This window comes from Ornithinimicrobium kibberense (genome assembly GCF_006519705.1).
GTDB lineage: Bacteria > Actinomycetota > Actinomycetes > Actinomycetales > Dermatophilaceae > Ornithinicoccus > Ornithinicoccus kibberensis.
Genome location: NZ_VFXM01000004.1, coordinates 74,781 through 90,615, shown reverse-complemented (window position 1 = coordinate 90,615; position 15,835 = coordinate 74,781). Strand labels below are relative to the sequence as shown.

14 protein-coding genes are annotated in these 15,835 nt (G+C 75.9%); 4 read left to right on the top strand and 10 right to left on the bottom strand.

All coding sequences use genetic code 11. From position 1 onward, the window contains the following. Window positions 1-23 precede the first annotated feature (23 nt). Genes FJR00_RS04375 through FJR00_RS04365 form a run of 3 tightly spaced genes read right to left on the bottom strand, consistent with a single transcriptional unit; the run spans window position 24 to window position 3,408 of the window. Window positions 24-1,181 carry an ABC transporter permease gene (locus tag FJR00_RS04375; protein ID WP_141337621.1) on the bottom strand — a complete coding sequence of 386 codons (1,158 nt, stop codon included), beginning with the start codon at window positions 1,179-1,181 and terminating at the stop codon, window positions 24-26. Further along, window positions 1,178-2,407 carry an ABC transporter permease gene (locus FJR00_RS04370; protein ID WP_141337620.1) on the bottom strand — a complete coding sequence of 410 codons (1,230 nt, stop codon included), beginning with the start codon at window positions 2,405-2,407 and terminating at the stop codon, window positions 1,178-1,180. Before FJR00_RS04370 ends, FJR00_RS04375 begins: the two co-directional genes overlap by 4 nt. 5 nt (window positions 2,408-2,412) lie before the next feature. Then, a complete protein-coding gene (locus FJR00_RS04365) occupies window positions 2,413-3,408 on the bottom strand; it encodes an ABC transporter ATP-binding protein (RefSeq protein ID WP_141337619.1) in 996 nt (331 codons plus the stop codon). A gap of 140 nt (window positions 3,409-3,548) precedes the next feature. On the opposite strand from FJR00_RS04365, the gene FJR00_RS04360 reads away from it, so the two are divergent. From FJR00_RS04360 to FJR00_RS04350, 3 genes are read left to right on the top strand one after another with little or no spacing between them, the layout of a single operon-like run. Beyond that, entirely contained in the window at window positions 3,549-4,292 is a 744-nt protein-coding gene (locus tag FJR00_RS04360; RefSeq protein ID WP_202876590.1) for a methyltransferase domain-containing protein, read from the top strand. Window positions 4,293-4,321: 29 nt separating this feature from the next. Next, window positions 4,322-5,938, top strand: coding sequence for an FAD-dependent oxidoreductase (locus FJR00_RS04355; protein WP_141337617.1), 1,617 nt, complete (start codon window positions 4,322-4,324; stop codon window positions 5,936-5,938). Beyond that, window positions 5,935-7,203, top strand: a complete 1,269-nt coding sequence (locus FJR00_RS04350) for a cytochrome P450 (RefSeq protein ID WP_141337616.1) — start codon at window positions 5,935-5,937, stop codon at window positions 7,201-7,203. The genes FJR00_RS04355 and FJR00_RS04350 overlap by 4 nt, the downstream gene beginning before the upstream one ends. Here FJR00_RS04350 and idi read toward each other — a convergent pair. From idi to FJR00_RS04325, 5 genes are all read right to left on the bottom strand, one after another. Continuing rightward, complete coding sequence (gene idi / locus FJR00_RS16590) at window positions 7,139-8,794, bottom strand: isopentenyl-diphosphate Delta-isomerase (RefSeq protein WP_141337615.1); 1,656 nt, start codon at window positions 8,792-8,794, stop codon at window positions 7,139-7,141. The genes FJR00_RS04350 and idi overlap by 65 nt on opposite strands. Window positions 8,795-8,847: 53 nt before the next feature. After that, on the bottom strand, window positions 8,848-10,176 hold the full coding sequence (locus tag FJR00_RS04340; protein WP_141337614.1) for a glycosyltransferase: 1,329 nt from the start codon (window positions 10,174-10,176) through the stop codon (window positions 8,848-8,850). Window positions 10,177-10,196: 20 nt separating this feature from the next. Beyond that, window positions 10,197-11,327 carry a glycosyltransferase gene (locus FJR00_RS04335; protein ID WP_181409486.1) on the bottom strand — a complete coding sequence of 377 codons (1,131 nt, stop codon included), beginning with the start codon at window positions 11,325-11,327 and terminating at the stop codon, window positions 10,197-10,199. A gap of 208 nt (window positions 11,328-11,535) precedes the next feature. Beyond that, window positions 11,536-11,913, bottom strand: a complete 378-nt coding sequence (locus FJR00_RS04330; RefSeq protein WP_075957233.1) for a hypothetical protein — start codon at window positions 11,911-11,913, stop codon at window positions 11,536-11,538. Between the two features lie 60 nt (window positions 11,914-11,973). Further along, window positions 11,974-12,624: a cobalamin B12-binding domain-containing protein gene (locus FJR00_RS04325; protein ID WP_141337613.1), complete on the bottom strand. Its 651-nt coding sequence runs from the start codon at window positions 12,622-12,624 to the stop codon at window positions 11,974-11,976. 96 nt (window positions 12,625-12,720) lie between these two features. Between FJR00_RS04325 and FJR00_RS04320 the strand changes: the two genes are divergently transcribed. Continuing rightward, on the top strand, window positions 12,721-14,040 hold the full coding sequence (locus FJR00_RS04320) for an alpha/beta hydrolase family protein (protein WP_141337612.1): 1,320 nt from the start codon (window positions 12,721-12,723) through the stop codon (window positions 14,038-14,040). A 178-nt stretch (window positions 14,041-14,218) separates the two neighbouring features. Here FJR00_RS04320 and FJR00_RS04315 read toward each other — a convergent pair whose 3' ends face one another. Beyond that, window positions 14,219-14,578, bottom strand: a complete 360-nt coding sequence (locus FJR00_RS04315; RefSeq protein ID WP_141337611.1) for a DsrE family protein — start codon at window positions 14,576-14,578, stop codon at window positions 14,219-14,221. 142 nt (window positions 14,579-14,720) lie between these two features. Next, complete coding sequence (locus FJR00_RS04310; RefSeq protein WP_141337610.1) at window positions 14,721-15,803, bottom strand: alpha/beta fold hydrolase; 1,083 nt, start codon at window positions 15,801-15,803, stop codon at window positions 14,721-14,723. Between the last annotated feature and the right edge of the window lie 32 nt (window positions 15,804-15,835).

The following is a 15,835-nucleotide window of genomic DNA, read 5'->3' as shown; positions in this document are numbered from 1 at the left end:
GGGGGCGCCGGGCGGCCCACCCCTCACATCACGCGGCCGAGGCTCCGGCGCAGCGCCCACGTGCCGAGGGCGAGCACGACGGCGGCCATCCCGGCCAGCACCCCGACCTGCGGCAGCACGTCGACCAGGCCCCCGCCGCGGCGCTGGACCTCGGCGATCGCCTCGTAGGCCCAGGCGTGCGGCGTGAGGTAGGCGAACCGGCGCATCGTCTCGGGGAAGAACTCCAGCGGCACCATCGAGCCGCCCAGCGCCGCGAGCACCAGGCCCACGCCGACCGCGACCCCGCTGGCGACGCCCTCGCCGTCCATCAGCACGCCGATGAGCAGCGCCACCCCGGCCGCGACCAGGCCGAACACCGCGACCACGACGGAGACCACCGCGAGGTTGCCCCACTCGACGCCGAAGAGCAGCGAGCTGGCCGCCATGATGTAGACGCCCTGGAACACCGCCACGACGAACCGTCCGAGCGCCTGCCCGGCCACCACCTGCCGGGCGCTCACCGGGGCCGCCATCACCCGCCGCAGCGCCCCGCTGCGCCTCGCCTGGATGGTCGCACTGGCCGCCGTGAGGGTGTTGAGGAAGACGAAGAGCAGCAGCTGCCCGCCGGCGCCGATGTCGAAGCGGCCCATCGAGGCGAACTCCTGCATGACCGGGTCGGTGGAGCGGACGTCCACCGTCACGGGGTCCCGCTGCTCCTCCGCACGCTCCAGCACCGCCGCGACCTCGTCGGCGGAGGCTTCCGCCGCCCCGGCCAGCGCCTGCCGCCGGCCCAGCTCGACGACCGCCGAGTCGGCCGCGCCCCGGACCAGCTGGTCCAGCCCCGGGGGCGCCTCCTCGCCGGGGGCGACCATCTCCAGCTCCGCGGGCTCGGCGGAGCGCACGACCACCCCGACGTCGAGGGCCCCCTCCGTCACGGCGTCGGCCAGCTCCTCCTCGTCGGGGTATGCCGTGGCCTCCAGCCCGGCGGCGTCCAGCTGGTCGACGAGGACGGCGGCGAAGGTGGCCGCATTGGCTCCCTCGGCCCCGTCCACGACGCCGACCGAGCTGGCCGACTGCGAGGTGGCCTGCAGGCCCAGCACGACGACGAGGATCATCGGGAGCACGAGGACGAAGAACAGGTTGAACCGGTCGGCCAGGAAGCGCTTGAGCTCGTGGACGGCGATCGCGACGACGGCGCTCACAGCGGGTCCTTCCGGCCCGGGACGACCCGGGCGATCAGCAGCAGGGCGAGCGTGAAGCCGACCAGGGTCAGCAGGACCGGGCCGAGGTCGGCCAGGCCGCCGCCCCCTGCGGTGATGCTCAGCCCGCGGCCGAGCGCCGCGACCGGGTTGAGCGCGAGCACCTGGCCCAGGAGCCCCTCGTCGGGCACCCGGAAGAAGGTCCCGCCCACGACGCCGAGCGAGATGGCCACGACCGAGAGCATGAGGCTGGCCTGCTCGGCGGTGCCGGCCAGCTTGAGGATGAGCGCCATGACCGACGTCGCCGCGGCCACGACCGCCACGACGAGGACGAGGACCACCGGCCAGGACCCGAACGCCACGTTCTCGAGGAACAACGACCCGGCGACGAGCAGCACCGTCGTGGACGCCGTGCCGAGCAGGACCGCCACGACCGCCTTGGCCAGCGGCACCAGCCACGGCCGGATCGGGGCGGAGCGCACCCGCGCCAGCGTCCCCCACTCGCGTTCGGTGAGCATCGTCAGCACGGCGAAGCCGACGGTGAAGAAGAGGAACATCCCGGCCTGCCCGGCCACGATCCCGGCCGACAGCGACAGCTGACCGCCGGCGACGCCCCGGACCGTCCAGGCGGCCCCGCCCTCGGGAGCGGTCGCGGTCCCGTCGCCGCCCGCAGCGGCACCGTCGGGCGCCGACCCACCCCCCGACAGCTGGGCCGCGAGCGCCTCCAGCTGCTGCCCGTCCAGGCCCAGCTCGGCCCCGGCGGCGACGGCCGTAGCGTCGCGGCCCATCGCCTCGACGGTGCTGCTGACCACCCCGACCACCACCTGGCCGGCCAGGCCGGCGTCCTCGCCCACCTCGACGTCCACGGTGGCGCCGGTCCCGTCGGCGAGCGCGGCGGCATACCCCTGCGGCAGGGTGATCCCGACCTGGGCCTCGCCGGAGGTGACGGCGGCGGTGACCTCGTCGGCGGGGACCTCGAGCACGGTGACGTCGATCCCCGCCTCGGCCAGGCCCGCCAGCGTCTGCGGGACGGCGGCGGCCGCCTCGTCGCCCTCGGGCACCGAGACCGCCGCCGTGACCGGCTCCAGCTGCGGGTCGTCCACGCCCGAGAACGCCAGGCTGAAGACCGCCGACAGCGCCAGCGGGATGACGATGGCGAAGAGGACCATCGACCGGTCGCGCAGGTGCTGGCGCAGGTCGTGCGCGACGAGGACGAGGAGGGCGCGCACGCGCGTCAGTCCCTCAGCGCCCGGCCGGTGAGGTGCAGGAAGACCGACTCCAGGTCGGGGCGGGTGATCTGCACGTCGTGCAGGCTCATCCCGGCGTCGGTGGCTGCGGTGACGATGCCGGCGATCGCCGTCGGTGCCCCGCGCACGGTCAGCCGCAGGCCCTCGGCGTCACGGGTCACCCGCTGCACGGCGGGCAGGACCTCGACGGCGGCCTCGGCGACCTCCAGCGCGCCCCCGCCGGCCAGCACGACGACGTCGGCGTCCCCGACCAGTTCGACGAGCTCGTCGCGGGTGCCCTGGGCCTGGACGCGCCCCTCGTCCATGACGGCGATCCGGTCGCAGAGGCGCTCCGCCTCCTCCATGTAGTGCGTCGTGTAGAGCACGGCCATCCCCGCCTCGGTGAGCGTGGCGACCGACTCCAGGATCGCGTGGCGCGACTGCGGGTCCACCCCGACCGTGGGCTCGTCGAGGATGAGGAGCGTGGGCTCGTGCAGCAGGCCGATGCCGATGTTGAGCCGGCGCTTCATGCCGCCGGAGAAGGTCTTGCTCGGCTTCCTCGACCGGTCCTCGAGGCCGACCAGCTCGAGCACCTCCTCGACCCGGGTCTTCAGCCGGGTGCCGCGCAGCCCCTGGAGCCGGCCGAAGAAGCGCAGGTTGTCGCGGGCGGACAGCTCGGGGTAGATCGCCAGCTCCTGGGGCACCAGGCCCAGGTGGCCCTTGGCCCGGATCGGGTCGGCCGCCATATCGGTGCCGGCGACGTGGACGCTGCCGGCGTCGGGACGCAGGAGGCCCGCGATCATGAGGATCGTGGTCGTCTTGCCCGCGCCGTTGGGCCCGAGCAGCCCGAACGTCTCGCCGGGGTCGACCCGCAGCGAGACGCCGTCGACGGCCCGCAGGTCGCCGTAGACCCGGACGAGGCCGTCGACCTGCAGGACCGGGGCCGAGGTCCGGGTCTGGTCCGGGCGGACGGGGGCCGCGGTGCCCGGCGAGGAGGTGGTCATGACGCCACGCTATGCCCGACGGTCACGCCAGGACAGTGACGGACGTCCCGTCCTGGCCGTGCGACCCGTCACGGGGCGGTGGGCGCCCGCGACTAGGCTGGCGGCGTGGACCGCATCCCCTTCCTGATCGTGCCCGGCCGGTGAGGGCCGCGGCGACGCAGCTGGCCGAGCAGTTCGACCGGGCGGCCGACCGCTACGACCTGCTGACCCGGCTCAACCCCGGCTACCACCGGGCGCTGCGCGACGCGGCCAGGGGCCTGGTCGACCGGCTGCGGGGCGCCGGGACGTCCGGCCGGCCGCCCACCCTGTGGGACCTGGGCTGCGGGTCGGGGCTGTCCACCGAGGCCCTCCTGCAGGCCGCCGGCCAGGACGCCCGCGTCGTCGGGCTGGACGCCTCGGAGGGCATGCTGGCCCAGGCCCGCGCCAAGGACTGGCCGGACGGCGTCCGGTTCGTCCACGCCGTCGCCCAGGACCTGCCCGAGGTCGCCGCGCGCGAGCTGGACGGGCCCGCGGACGGCGCGTTCGCGGCATACCTGCTGCGCAACGTGCCCGAGGACCAGCGCGACGACGTGGTCCGCGCCATCGGCGAGCAGGTGCGCCCCGGGGGGTGGGTCGCGCTGCAGGACTACCACGTCAAGGGCGACCGGGTCGCCGGCGCCGTGTGGACCCTCGTCTGCTGGGGCGTCGTCATGCCGCTGGCGGTCGTGGTCCGCGGCAACCCGACGATCTACCGCTACCTGTGGCGCAGCGTCCTCGACAACGACAGCACCGCCGAGCTGACCGGCCGGCTGACCCGCGCCGGGTTCACCGACGTGGCCTGGTCCACCGCCGGCGGCTGGCAGCGCGGCATCCTGCACACCGTGCTCGCCCGCCGACCCGGCTGAGCCCGCCGACCCGACCCAGGGAGCCCCCCATGACCGACCGCACCCCTCCTGGCCGCGACCCGCACGCGGTCCACCACCCGGCCCCCGACGGCGCGCCCCGCCTGGACGACGACCGGCACGTGGTCGTCGTGGGCGGCGGCATCGCCGGGATCGCCGCCGCCGTCGTGCTCGCCGAGCGGGGCGCCCGGGTCACCCTCCTCGAGGCCTGCGAGCAGCTGGGCGGCCGGGTGCGCGCGTGGCCCACGGAGGACGGGCGGACGATGAGCCGCGGCTTCCACGCCTTCTTCCGGCAGTACTACACGCTCCGCGCCCTCCTGCGCCGCGCCGACCCCGGGCTGGACCACCTCGTCCCGGTGCCCGACTACCCGTTGCGCCGCGGCGACGGGCTGACCGACAGCTTCGCCAAGCTGCCCGCGACCCCGCCGGCCAACCTCGTCACCTTCGTGCTCCGCAGCCCCACCTTCCCGGTCTCGGCGCTGCCCTCGGTGCACATCCCCAGCGCGCTGGAGCTGGTCAACGTCTCCTACCCGGAGAGCCACGAGCGCTACGACGGGGAGTCCGCGCAGGACTTCCTCGACCGGCTGCGCTTCCCCGAGGGCGCCCGGCACCTGGCGCTGGAGGTCTTCGCCCGCTCGTTCTTCGCCCATCCCAGCGAGTTCGGCGCCGGCGAGCTGGTCGGGATGTTCCACAGCTACTTCACCGGCTCCTCCGAGGGCCTGCTCTTCGACGTGCCCGACGACGACTACGACACCGCCCTGTGGGCGCCGCTGGGGCGCTACCTGGCCGGGCTCGGGGTCGACGTGCGCACCGGCACCCGGGTGGAGGGGCTCGCGCCCGGCGAGGACGGGGTATGGCGCGTGCGCGCCGGCTCCGAGGAGCTCGCCGCCGACGCCGTCGTGCTGGCGACCGACCCGCGGGCGACCCGCGCCCTGGCCGCCGACCTGCCGGTGTCGTCGGACCGCACGCTCGGCCGGGCGCAGCAGGCATGGCACGGGCGGGTGGCGGACGGGCGCAACGCCCCGCCGTTCGTCGTCGTCCGGCTGTGGTTCGACGGGCTCGTCGCACCGTCGCGGGAGGCCTTCCTGGGCACGAGCGGCTACGACCTGCTCGACAACGTCACCGTGCTCGAGCGCTTCGAGCAGGGCGCGGCGGACTGGTCGGCCGAGCACGGCGGGTCGGTCGTCGAGCTGCACGGGTATGCCGTGGACCCCGCCCGCGACCCCGACGTCGCCGGGGAAGGACGCGGCGGGCTGGACGAGGACCGTGTCCGGGCCCGGCTGCTGGCCTCGCTGCACGAGGTCTACCCCGAGACCGCCGAGCTGGGCGTCGTCCACGAGGAGCTGCTCGTCGAGGACGACTGCGGCCTCGTCGGCACCGGCCCCTGGCGGCAGCGGCTGACCGTGGACACGCCCTACCCCGGGCTGGCCCTGGCCGGCGACGGCCTGCGGGTCGACTGGCCGATCGCGCTCATGGAGCGGGCGGCCGTGACCGGCGTGCTCGCCGCCAACCACCTCCTGCAGGGGTGGGGCGTGCGGGGCGAGGACGTGTGGACGGTGCCGCTGGAGGGGATCCTGCGCCGTCGGCCGCACCTGCCGGCGGCGCTGCGGAGGGGCGCGGCCCGGGTGCCCGGGCTCCGGCGCCGATGAGCCCCGACCGGCGCCGGGCCGTCAAGGCGGGCGAGGCGAGCACGCCGCGGGTCGAGCGCGAGGGTCACGTCTGGCGGATCCGGTCGCTGGAGGCCGCCCGCCAGGTGCTGAGGGCGCGGGAGGCCACGACCCAGGCGGGGTTCACCGCCGAGGCGATCCCCCAGGGCTACCTCGACCACCACCCGATCCTCGTCTCCGACGGGCCGCAGCACGACGACCAGCGCCGCAAGGTCGCCCGGTTCTTCGCGCCCAAGGTCGTCGGCGACCGCTACACCGACCTCATGGAGGAGTGCGCCGACCGGCTGCTGGACGAGGCGGAGGCGGCCGGCGGCTGCGTGCTCGACGAGCTGGCGCTGCTCTACACCGTCGAGGTGACCGCCGAGGTCGTCGGGCTGACCGAGTCGTCGGTGCCGCGGATGGCCCGGCGCCTCGAGTCCTTCTTCAACCAGCCGCCGTTCGACATCACCCGCGACGACCTGGGCCGGACCCCCCGGCAGTGGGCCAGGGCCGCCGTCAACGGGCTGGTGCCGGTCGCCCGGTTCTACCTCGCCGACGTCCGCCCCGCCCTGCGGGAGCGCCGCCGGCAGCGTCGGCCGGACGTCATCAGCCACCTGCTCGACGAGGGCTACTCCACCACCGGCGTGCTCGTGGAGTGCGTCACCTACGGCACCGCCGGCATGGTGACGACCCGGGAGTTCGTCGTCATGGCCGCCTGGCACCTGCTGCGGCACGACGCGCTGCGCGAGCGCTACCTCGTCGCCGGGCAGGAGGAACGGCTCGCCATCCTGCACGAGATCATCCGGCTCGAGCCGGTCGTCGGGCACTTCTACCGCCGGGTCCACCAGCCGATCGAGATCAGCGACGGGGAGGAGTCGTGGACGATCGGCGAGGGCGACCTCGTCGACGTCTGCGTGCGCCCCGCCAACGCCGACCCGGAGGTCGTGGACGAGGACCCGCTGGACCTGTGCCCGGGCCGGTCGCTGCCCGCCGGGGTCAACGACTACGTGCTCTCCTTCGGCGACGGCGCGCACAAGTGCCCCGGCCAGCCGCTGGCCGTCCTCGAGTCGGACGTGATCCTGCGCCGCCTGCTGGCCCGCTCCCCCCGGATCGTGGCCGAGCCCGAGCTGGGCTGGGACCACCTCATCGAGGGCTACTGGCTGCGGGGCATGCGGCTCGCCCTCGGCGAGGGGGACGGCCCGGTCAGACGTCGCGCCAGGCGATCGCCCGCGCGGTGGCTCGCAGCCCGTCGACGCCCTCGGGCGTGAGCGGGGCGTCGACGAGCACGTCCTCGGCCGCGGCCAGCTCCTCGGCGATCCGGTCCTCCAGCTCCTGCCGGATGCCGGCCTCGACGAGGGCCTCCTGCATGAGCCGGACGTCGTCCGGGCGGGCGTCCGTCGTGCCGACCCGCTCCATCGCGGCGGCCGCCTCCCCGGTGAGCCGCTCGGCGCCGAGCACCCAGATGAGCGTGGTCTTGCCCTCGCGCAGGTCGTCGCCGGAGGGCTTGCCGGTGACGTGGTGGTCGCCCCACACGCCGAGCACGTCGTCGCGCCAGGCGAACGCCCGGCCCAGGTGCCAGCCGTACGTGGCCAGCGCGGCCCGCTGCCCGGGGTCGGCCGAGGCGGCCAGGGCCCCCAGCTGCAGCGGCCGTTCGATCGTGTAGGAGCCCGACTTCAGCGCCGCGACCGCCTCTGCGTGCGGCAGGTCGGTGCGGCGGGCGGCGGCCCCGGTCAGGTCGGCCCGCTGGCCGACGATGAGCTCGAGGTTGAGCTCGTACCAGTAGTCGCGCATCTCGCTGGGCAGCGGGTGCACCATCCGGTCGGCCTCGCAGTGGGCCAGGTCGCCGAGCAGCACGGCGATGTTCTCGCCGAACCGCTCCGCCTCGCCGTGCCCGCCGCCCCGGCGGAAGGCCTCGGCGGCGACGACGTGCGCGGACGCCCGGCCCCGGCGCTCGGCCGACTGGTCCATGACGTCGTCGTGGACGAGGGCGAACAGGTGCAGGGTCTCCAGGGCGGCGGCCGCGCGGACGACGTGGTCGTGGCACCGGCTGCCGATCGCCCCGCCGGAGGCCACGAAGCCCCAGTGGCACATCTGCGGCCGGATCCGCTTGCCGCCGCCGGCCAGCAGGGCGTGCAGCCAGGTCGGCAGGTCGCCCACCTCGGCCCCGAGCAGGTCGGGCGGGCCTGCGGGGGCCAGCCTGCTCCATACCTGCTCCACCCAGGCGCTCTCCTCGCGCAGCAGCGCGTCCACCCGGTCCAGGGTCGCGGCGGCGCCGGTGCCGCCGGCCCGGTCGGGGGCCGGGCCGACCGGCAGGCGGGGGCGCTCGCCGTCCAGCTCGGGGACCTGGAGGGTCGACCAGGGGCTGTAGACCTGGGGCGTGGCGCGCATCGCCGTGACCAGGTCGGACCAGGCCACCCAGGCGTGCTCGCACACCTCGGCGGGGTCGGGCCGCACGTCGCCGACGACCCGGCCCACGAGGACGGGGCACAGCTCGTGCTCGACGATGCCGCTGGCGTCGACGGCGCGGTAGCGGAAGTCCGGGAGCACGAGCTGGAGGTCCTCGACCTGCAGGCCGAGCTCCTCGCCCAGGCGGCGGCGGACGGCGTCGCCCAGCGCCTCCCCGGGGCGGGGGTGGCCGCAGCAGGCGTTGGTCCACACGCCCGGCCAGGTGAGCTTGTCGAGGGCGCGGCGGGTGATGAGGACCCGGCCGCGGTCGTCGAAGAGGTAGAGCGAGAAGGCCCGGTGCAGCGGCGTGTCCGTGCCGTGCACCTGCGTCCGTGAGGCGGTGCCGATCTCCGTGCCGTCGTCGTCGACCAGCACGACCCGGTCGTAGTCGCGGTCCGTCGTCGTCGTGCTCACCGAGAAAGCATCCTCACCGTCGCCCTCCCCGGGCGACCGCCCGGGACTCGACTCTATCCGTTCGTCCAACCCTGACCCAGCAGGCCCAGCACCAGCTCGGCCCCGTCCCGCCCGGGGTCGCGCGTGGCCAGCGACGCGGCGACCCGGCGGGCCCCGGCCCGGTATGCCGTGCCCTCAGCCCGCGCGAGCCCGCGGGCCAGCGCCCGGGGCCGGGGGCGGGAGCCGCCGAGGTGAAGGCCGGCGCCGGCCCACTCGACGCGCCGGCCGATGTCGGCCTTCTCCTCGGTGCTGCCCACCTGCAGGACCGGGACGCCGTGGGCCAGGGCGAGCAGGACCCCGGTCCAGCCGCCGTTGGTGACGAAGACCCCGGCGTGCGGCAGCACCGCCGAGTAGGGGACGAACCGCTCCACGGCCACCGGGCCCCGGGCACCACCGGCCCCGTCGCCGTGCCGCGGGGGCCCTCCTGCCAGGCGGTCCGGCACCACGCCGGGGCCGCCGAGGCGGGCCGGGTCGCCCGAGCCGGTGGTCAGCACGCCCGCCCGGCAGGTGGCGCGCAGCGCGGCCAGGGTGGGGGCCAGCACCTCGGCCGGGTCGTCGCGCAGCGTGCCCTGGGTGGCCAGGACGACCGAGCCGTCGTGGCCGGCGACCACCTCGTCCCACCAGTCCGGCCGACGCCAACCGGTCGGCCCCGGCGGGCGCAGGGCCCCGACGAAGTGGACGTGGTCGGGCAGGTCGGCGCGGGGGTACTCCAGCTCGGGGGCGCCGCAGTGCAGGTGCAGCAGCGGCGACAGGCTCGCCTCCAGGACGGGGACGTCGCGGCGCGGCAGCCCCAGGGAGGCGCGGAGCGCGGCATACCCCTGCTGCGCCCGCGCCATGACCACGCGGCGGCTGGCGACCTGGACGACGGTGTTGCGCCACACCCACGGCTGGGGCGTGCGGTAGGGCAGGCCGGCGCCGAAGGGCGGGGTCAGCGCGTCCGGGAAGTGCAGGGGGCCGTCGCCGAAGCTGACCCACGGCACGCCGAGCCGTTCGGCGGCCAGCGCGCCGGCGTGGCCGAGGGAGTCGGTCAGCACGACGTCGGGGCGGACCTCCTCGACGAGGCGCACGACCGTGCGCACGCGGGTGGCGGCGTCGGCGACCAGCCAGGCGTAGCGCGCGGAGACGTCGCGGACGCGGCCCCCGGGCGGGCTGAACGCCGGGACGGGCCCGGTGTCGTGCACGGAGCCGTCGGGCGCGGCGACGGCCCGCGACCCGACCCAGGGGGTGGCGACCCCGTGGTGCACCTCGGCCCCGCGGGCGGTCAGGCCCTCGAGGAAGGGCACGGCGTTGAGCGTGTGCGCGTAGATCGGGCTGCTCAGCGCCAGCACTCTGGATCCCCTCACCCGACCATTGTCGGGGTCGGTCAGCCGTGCGTGCCGACCTGCGTCATCCGGCCGACGACCCGCACCGTCGTCGCGAGCCCGTCCTCGGCCGCCATCACGGCGGCGGCGGCGCGGGCGCGGGCGGCGTAGCGCGGCGCGGTGAGCGCCTCGTGCAGCCGGTCGACCACCGTGCGCGGGGTGGCCAGCACCGGACGCAGGGGTGCCGGCCCCAGACCGGCCCGGTGGACCTGCCGGGCGAAGTGGGCCTGGTCGCCCAGGTGCGGGACGACGACCTGGGGCAGCCCGGCGGCGGCCACGGCATGGGTGGTGCCCGCCCCGCCGTGGTGGGCGGCCGCCACGACGTGCGGCAGCAGCGCCCGGTGGTCGACCTCCCCGACCACGAACGCGCCGTCGCGCGGACCGGGCCGGGCCCCGGCCACCTGGACGACGGCCGGGCGCCCCAGCCGTCGGGCCACCCCGGCGAGCCGGTCGACGAGCTGGTCTGGCCGGTCGGCGGGCATGCTGCCGAGAGCGAGCAGCAGGCCGCCCGGGTGCCGGCGCAGGTGCTCCTCGAGGTCGGTCGGCAGCGACGTGACCGGTGCGGGGTCGGCCCACCAGCCCACCTGCTGCACGTCGGGGGCCGGGTCGGGGTCGAGCGCGGCGCTGGTCGCCAGGAGGGCGGGCGGCGCGCGGTATGCCGCGGGGGTGGCGGGAGCGTCAGGGGTGGCGGGCGCGGTGGGCGTCAGCCGGCGCGCGACCTCGTCGGCGAGCGCCGCGGACAGGCCGGTGGTCATCCGCCACAGCATCCGCTGCCGGGCCGACTCGAGAACGGAGGGGAGCAGCTCGGTGACGGTGTGGGACCAGGCCGAGGTGCCGGCGGGGTGGGGGGTGAGGGGGGCCATGAGCGCCAGCCGGGCCGGGACGCCCCGGGCCTGGAGCAGGGGGACCAGGCGGGCCGTGGGGAGGCCGGAGACGACGGCGTCGGCACCGGCGAGCAGCGGCGCGATGCCGTCGGCCAGGGTGGCGGCCCGGGCGGTGAGTGCCCGGCGCATCTGGAGGTACATCAGCCCGGGGTTGAGGTGCGCGAACCGCCGGACGGCCGGCGAGGGCGACCACATGGTCCGGTCGGCCGTCGGCCCGACGACGACCGGCTCGACCCCGGCCCACCGCATCCGGGCGGCGCCGTCCTCGAGGACGGCCGCGGTGACGGCATACCCCTCGGCGCGGAGCGCCTGCCCCAGGCGGGCGAACGGCTCGACGTCGCCACGAGTGCCCAGCGCCAGCAGGAGGACGTGCGGTGCCCGGTCGCCTCCGTGGGGACGGTGTCGATCGCGCTCTCTAGAGAATTCTAGGTCTATGGCGAGATTCCGTGATATCTCGTCAGAGACCGGACTCGGTGCCCAGCACGTCCCGCTCGGCGGGGATGGCGTCGGGGTCGTCGCCGCCGACGGGTGGCCCCGTGGTGCCGGCCGGGTCGTCGGCGCCGCCGAGGACGCCGCCGGGCTCGGGCGCCCCGTAGGCCGTCCCCTGCTCGGGCACCTCCTGGGCGATCCGCTGGTCGATCGTCTCCTCCTCCGGGTCGTCGTCGAACTCGGAGTGGATCGGCTGGCTGGTCGGCGGGCTCCACGGCACGTCGTCGGTGGACTCCGGCTGGTCGAGGTCGACCTGGGCGCGCTCCGCCTGCTCCTCGGTGCGGTCGACCGTGCCGAAGCCGTCGTCGTCGCGGTCGCGCTCGTGCTCGGGGGTGTGTTCGCTCATGGCCCCACGGTGCCCCCCGGCGGCCCCGGGGGCAAGCCGGAGCGGGGAGGGCCGGTCGGCTCAGGCCGTCCCGAGCAGCTCGGCCGGGCCGGCCTGCGCCTCGGCGAGCACCTCGGCCAGCCGGTCGGCCGCGGCGACCAGGTCCGGCGGCAGCACCGTGCCGGGCAGGTCGGCGCCGGCGAGCTCGGCGGCCCGTCCGCCGAGGGCCAGGACCGCGTCCCCGGCGATGAGGTCGAGGGCCACCCGGCTGGCCCGCAGGCGGGCCGGGTCGTCGCCGGAGACGACGACCACCTCGGGCCGGTGCACACGCAGGGCGCGGCGCAGGTCGTGCAGCGGCGTGCTGGCCCCGAAGAAGCGGACCCGCCACCCGCGCTCGCGCAGGAGCAGCCCGTAGGCCAGCAGCGGCAGGTCGTGCAGCTCCCGCGGCGGACAGGCGAGCCACGCCTGCGGCCCGTCGCCGGTCCCCCAGCCGTCGGCCATCCGGTCCAGGGCCGACCGGACGAGCTGGGTCGCCAGGTGCTCCTGGGCCACCGAGACCTCGCCCCGCTCCCAGCCGAGCCCGACCTGCCGCATGACGGGGACGACGAGGTCGCCGACCAGCCGGTCCAGCCCCAGCCGCTCCCGCTCCCGGCGCAGGACGTCCTGGGCCGCGTCGTCGTCGAGGCCCACCAGCGCGGCGAAGAGCTCGGTACGCGCGTCCGGGGTGGGCATCCGCCCATCGTCCCACGTCGCAGGGACGGTGCCGCCCTTGACACGGGGTGTGACCGGGGTCACCCTGACAGGATCATCTCGACGCAGGGGAGTGCCATGGGGATCGTCGCGGCCGACAGCGAGGTCGGCCTGCCCGTCGTGTCGCAGCTGCGCCGCTACCCGCAGCCCGCGGCCCGGCTGGCGCTGCGCGCACTCGGGCTGGCCAGCCTCGGTGCGCGGAACGGGGTCCGGATGCACCGCGTCCTCTACCCGACGACCGGGGTGGACGGTCGGCCGACGGTGGCCTCCGGGCTGGTCGCCACGCCGGAGGGGGTGCGGCCGCACGCGGTCGTCTCCTACCAGCACGCCACCCAGACCCACCGGCTGCACGTGCCCTCCGCGCCGCACAGGCTCGAGGGCGTGATGGCCTCGCTGGCCTTCGCCGGGGCGGGCTACGTCTTCGTCGCACCGGACTACCTGGGCATGGGCAGCTCCCCGGGGCCGCACCCCTACCTGCACGCCGAGACCGAGGGCCGGGCCGTCGTCGACCTGCTGGCCGTGCTGCCGCGCGTGCTCGCCGAGGTGGGGACGGCGGTGCCCGACCGGGTCGCGCTGCTGGGGTTCTCCCAGGGCGGGCACGCCTCGCTGGCTGCGCTGGGGGAGCTGACGCGGACGGCGCAGCCGTTCGAGGTGGCCGCGGTGGCGTCGGTGGCCGGGGCCCACCGGCTGGCCGAGACCGTCGGGCCGGCGGTCCTCTCGGGGCGTTCGGCCCACCACACGACCTATCTCGCGGCGCTGGCCACCTCCTACGCCCGGGTCTACGGGCAGCCGCTGGCCTCGATCGTCCGAGAGCGGTGGGCGCGGCGGCTGCCGATCCTGCTCGACGGGCGGCGCAGCTCGATGGAGGTGGAGCTGGCGCTGCCCCGCGACCCCGCCCACCTGCTCACCCGGGAGACGGTGGACGACCTGGTCGGTGCGGGCGAGGGCTGGTTCCCCCGGCGGCTGGCGGAGAACAGCGTCGGCGACGTGGCGACGACGGCACCCGTACGGTTCTACGTCGGCGGCCAGGACGTCGACGCCCCGGCCGAGGACGCCCACCGGGCCGCCGCGCTGGTGCGCACGCACGGCGGGCGGGCCCAGGTCGTCCACGTCGGCGCGGTCGACCACAAGGGCACCGCCCTGGTGGCGGTCGGCCTGACCCGGGAGTGGTTCGACGAGGTGCTGGCCGTCCCGGAGGCCCCGGCCGACGCCGTCACGACGGACGAGGCGGACGACGGGTCCGCCACCGAGAGGGCGCTGGCCGGGCGGCCCCGGCTGCGGTCGGTGCACCTGCCGACGGTGCACCTGCCGGCCGTCCCGCGTCCGGCCGTGCACCTGCCGACGGTCCACCTTCCGACCGTGCACCTGCCGCTCGACCGCCTCCGCCACAGCGCCTGAGGGCCGCCACCGGCCCGACCTGACGAGTTGTGGTCCCCACCAGGGCCTCAACCCGACGTACGAGACGCGGCCGCTGTCGTCCGTCATGCAGCGACCGGGTCCGGGACCTGGGAACGCCTGACCTTCGGGCATTCCCGCCCGGGCTGCCGTCCCCGGTGGCGGCGGACGAACCCCGGTGTCAGAAGCTGAAGGTCGTGGCACCGTCCCCGATCCACTCCCACAGCTGGACCGAGCCGGCCTTGACGGCGTTGGGCAGGAACGCCCCGGGGTCGAGCTTCTTGGCGTCCACGCAGACGCCGCAGACGATCATCTGGCCGCCCGCCGCGGCGTAGCGGCCCAGCAGCGTGCTCAGCGGGGGGCATCCGTCGCAGGCGACCGCGGTGGCCACGCCCTCGACGGCGAGGCGGGCGGCCTCCTTGGTGAGGAACATCATCGTCGGGCGGCCGGCCTCCGCGGCGCCGACGGCGACGAGGAAGGCCACGGTCACCCGCTCGGGGTCCTCCAGGCCGGTGGTGAGGCTGATGGCTGCCTTGTTCATGACGGGTCCTTTCCCTGGTGCCCGCCGCCGTGGCGGGACACCTCGACGCTAGGGACCGGCGTGGGTGCCCCGCATCGGTGCCGACGCGCAACCGCGCGGGGCGGCAAGAGGCGGGTATGGGGTGGCACGCGCAGCGGCCGCGCTACCCCCGGGACAGCCAGCGGGTGACGGCGGCGGTCCGGGCGTTCGGGCCACCGACGCCGAGCTTGAGGTAGACGTTCTGCAGGTGACGCTCGACCGTGCGGACGGAGAGCACGAGACGCCCGGCGATGCCCTGGTTGTCCAGCCCCTGCGCCGCGAGCCCGAGCACCTCGCGCTCGCGGGCGGACAGGGCGTCGCAGCCACCGACGGGAGAGTTCTCGTGCCGGTCCTGCGCCAGGAAGGCCGTCACCTCGCGCAGGAAGACCGGCCACGCCGGCTCGTCCTCGAGCAGGATGTGGTTGCGGCTCTCGAGTGCGACGAGGCGGGCGCCGGGGATGCCGGCGGCGAGCTGGCGCCCGTGGGCGAAGTCGTTCATCCGTTCCGAGCGGGAGTGAACGACCAGGGTCGGCACGTCCACCAGCGGCAGCAGGGCGGAGGCGTCCGCCTGCCCACGCTGGCGCCGGGACTCCTGCACGGTCCGGGCAGAGGCGGCCCGCTGGTGCAGGTCGTCCATCCAGACCATCTGCTCCTCGGTGGCGTCCGGGATCATCATCTGGGTGAACACCCGCCGGAAGACCGGGTCCCTGCGGTCCCAGCCGGCCCTGATCATCGACTGGAACGCCTCCTCCAGCAGCAGGTCGTCCTCTGTGACGTGCTGGGCCGCACCGGAGTACGTGCTGGCGCACACCAGGCGGGTGACCCGGCCGGGGTGCTCCACGACATACCTGATCGAGACGGGCCCACCCTGAGCCATGGCCATGAGTGCGAACCGCTCCAGGCCGGCGTGCTCGACGACGGCCTCCAGGTCCTCCAGGCGCCGGTCGAACCCGAAGTCGGTGACCTCGCGGTCGGACAGTCCGTGGCCCCGCTCGTCGTAGCGCACGACGGTGGCCACCCGGCCCAGCTCGACGAGGTAGTGACGCCACACCGGACTGCTCCAGTCGAACTCCAGGTGGGAGAGCCAGCAGCTGTTGAGGACCAGCGGCGGGCCGGAGCCGTGCACGGCATACGCGATCGTCACCCCGTCCGCGGACCGGGCGAACCTGACCTGCTGCGACGCTGCCCCCGGCGGGTCCGCCGACATGCTCGCAGCGTAGACCCGCGGGGGCGCGTCTG

What these genes read in the sequence shown, in the direction of transcription:
- FJR00_RS04315 (WP_141337611.1), bottom strand. Translation starts at nt 14,578, where the DNA reads ATGAACAAGGCAGCCATCAGCCTCACCACCGGCCTGGAGGACCCCGAG.
- FJR00_RS04310 (WP_141337610.1), bottom strand. Translation starts at nt 15,803, where the DNA reads ATGTCGGCGGACCCGCCGGGGGCAGCGTCGCAGCAGGTCAGGTTCGCC.
- FJR00_RS04330 (WP_075957233.1), bottom strand. Translation starts at nt 11,913, where the DNA reads ATGAGCGAACACACCCCCGAGCACGAGCGCGACCGCGACGACGACGGC.
- FJR00_RS04335 (WP_181409486.1), bottom strand. Translation starts at nt 11,327, where the DNA reads ATGCGGTGGGCCGGGGTCGAGCCGGTCGTCGTCGGGCCGACGGCCGAC.
- FJR00_RS04325 (WP_141337613.1), bottom strand. Translation starts at nt 12,624, where the DNA reads ATGCCCACCCCGGACGCGCGTACCGAGCTCTTCGCCGCGCTGGTGGGC.
- FJR00_RS04320 (WP_141337612.1), top strand. Translation starts at nt 12,721, where the DNA reads ATGGGGATCGTCGCGGCCGACAGCGAGGTCGGCCTGCCCGTCGTGTCG.
- FJR00_RS04355 (WP_141337617.1), top strand. Translation starts at nt 4,322, where the DNA reads ATGACCGACCGCACCCCTCCTGGCCGCGACCCGCACGCGGTCCACCAC.
- FJR00_RS04365 (WP_141337619.1), bottom strand. Translation starts at nt 3,408, where the DNA reads ATGACCACCTCCTCGCCGGGCACCGCGGCCCCCGTCCGCCCGGACCAG.
- FJR00_RS04350 (WP_141337616.1), top strand. Translation starts at nt 5,935, where the DNA reads ATGAGCCCCGACCGGCGCCGGGCCGTCAAGGCGGGCGAGGCGAGCACG.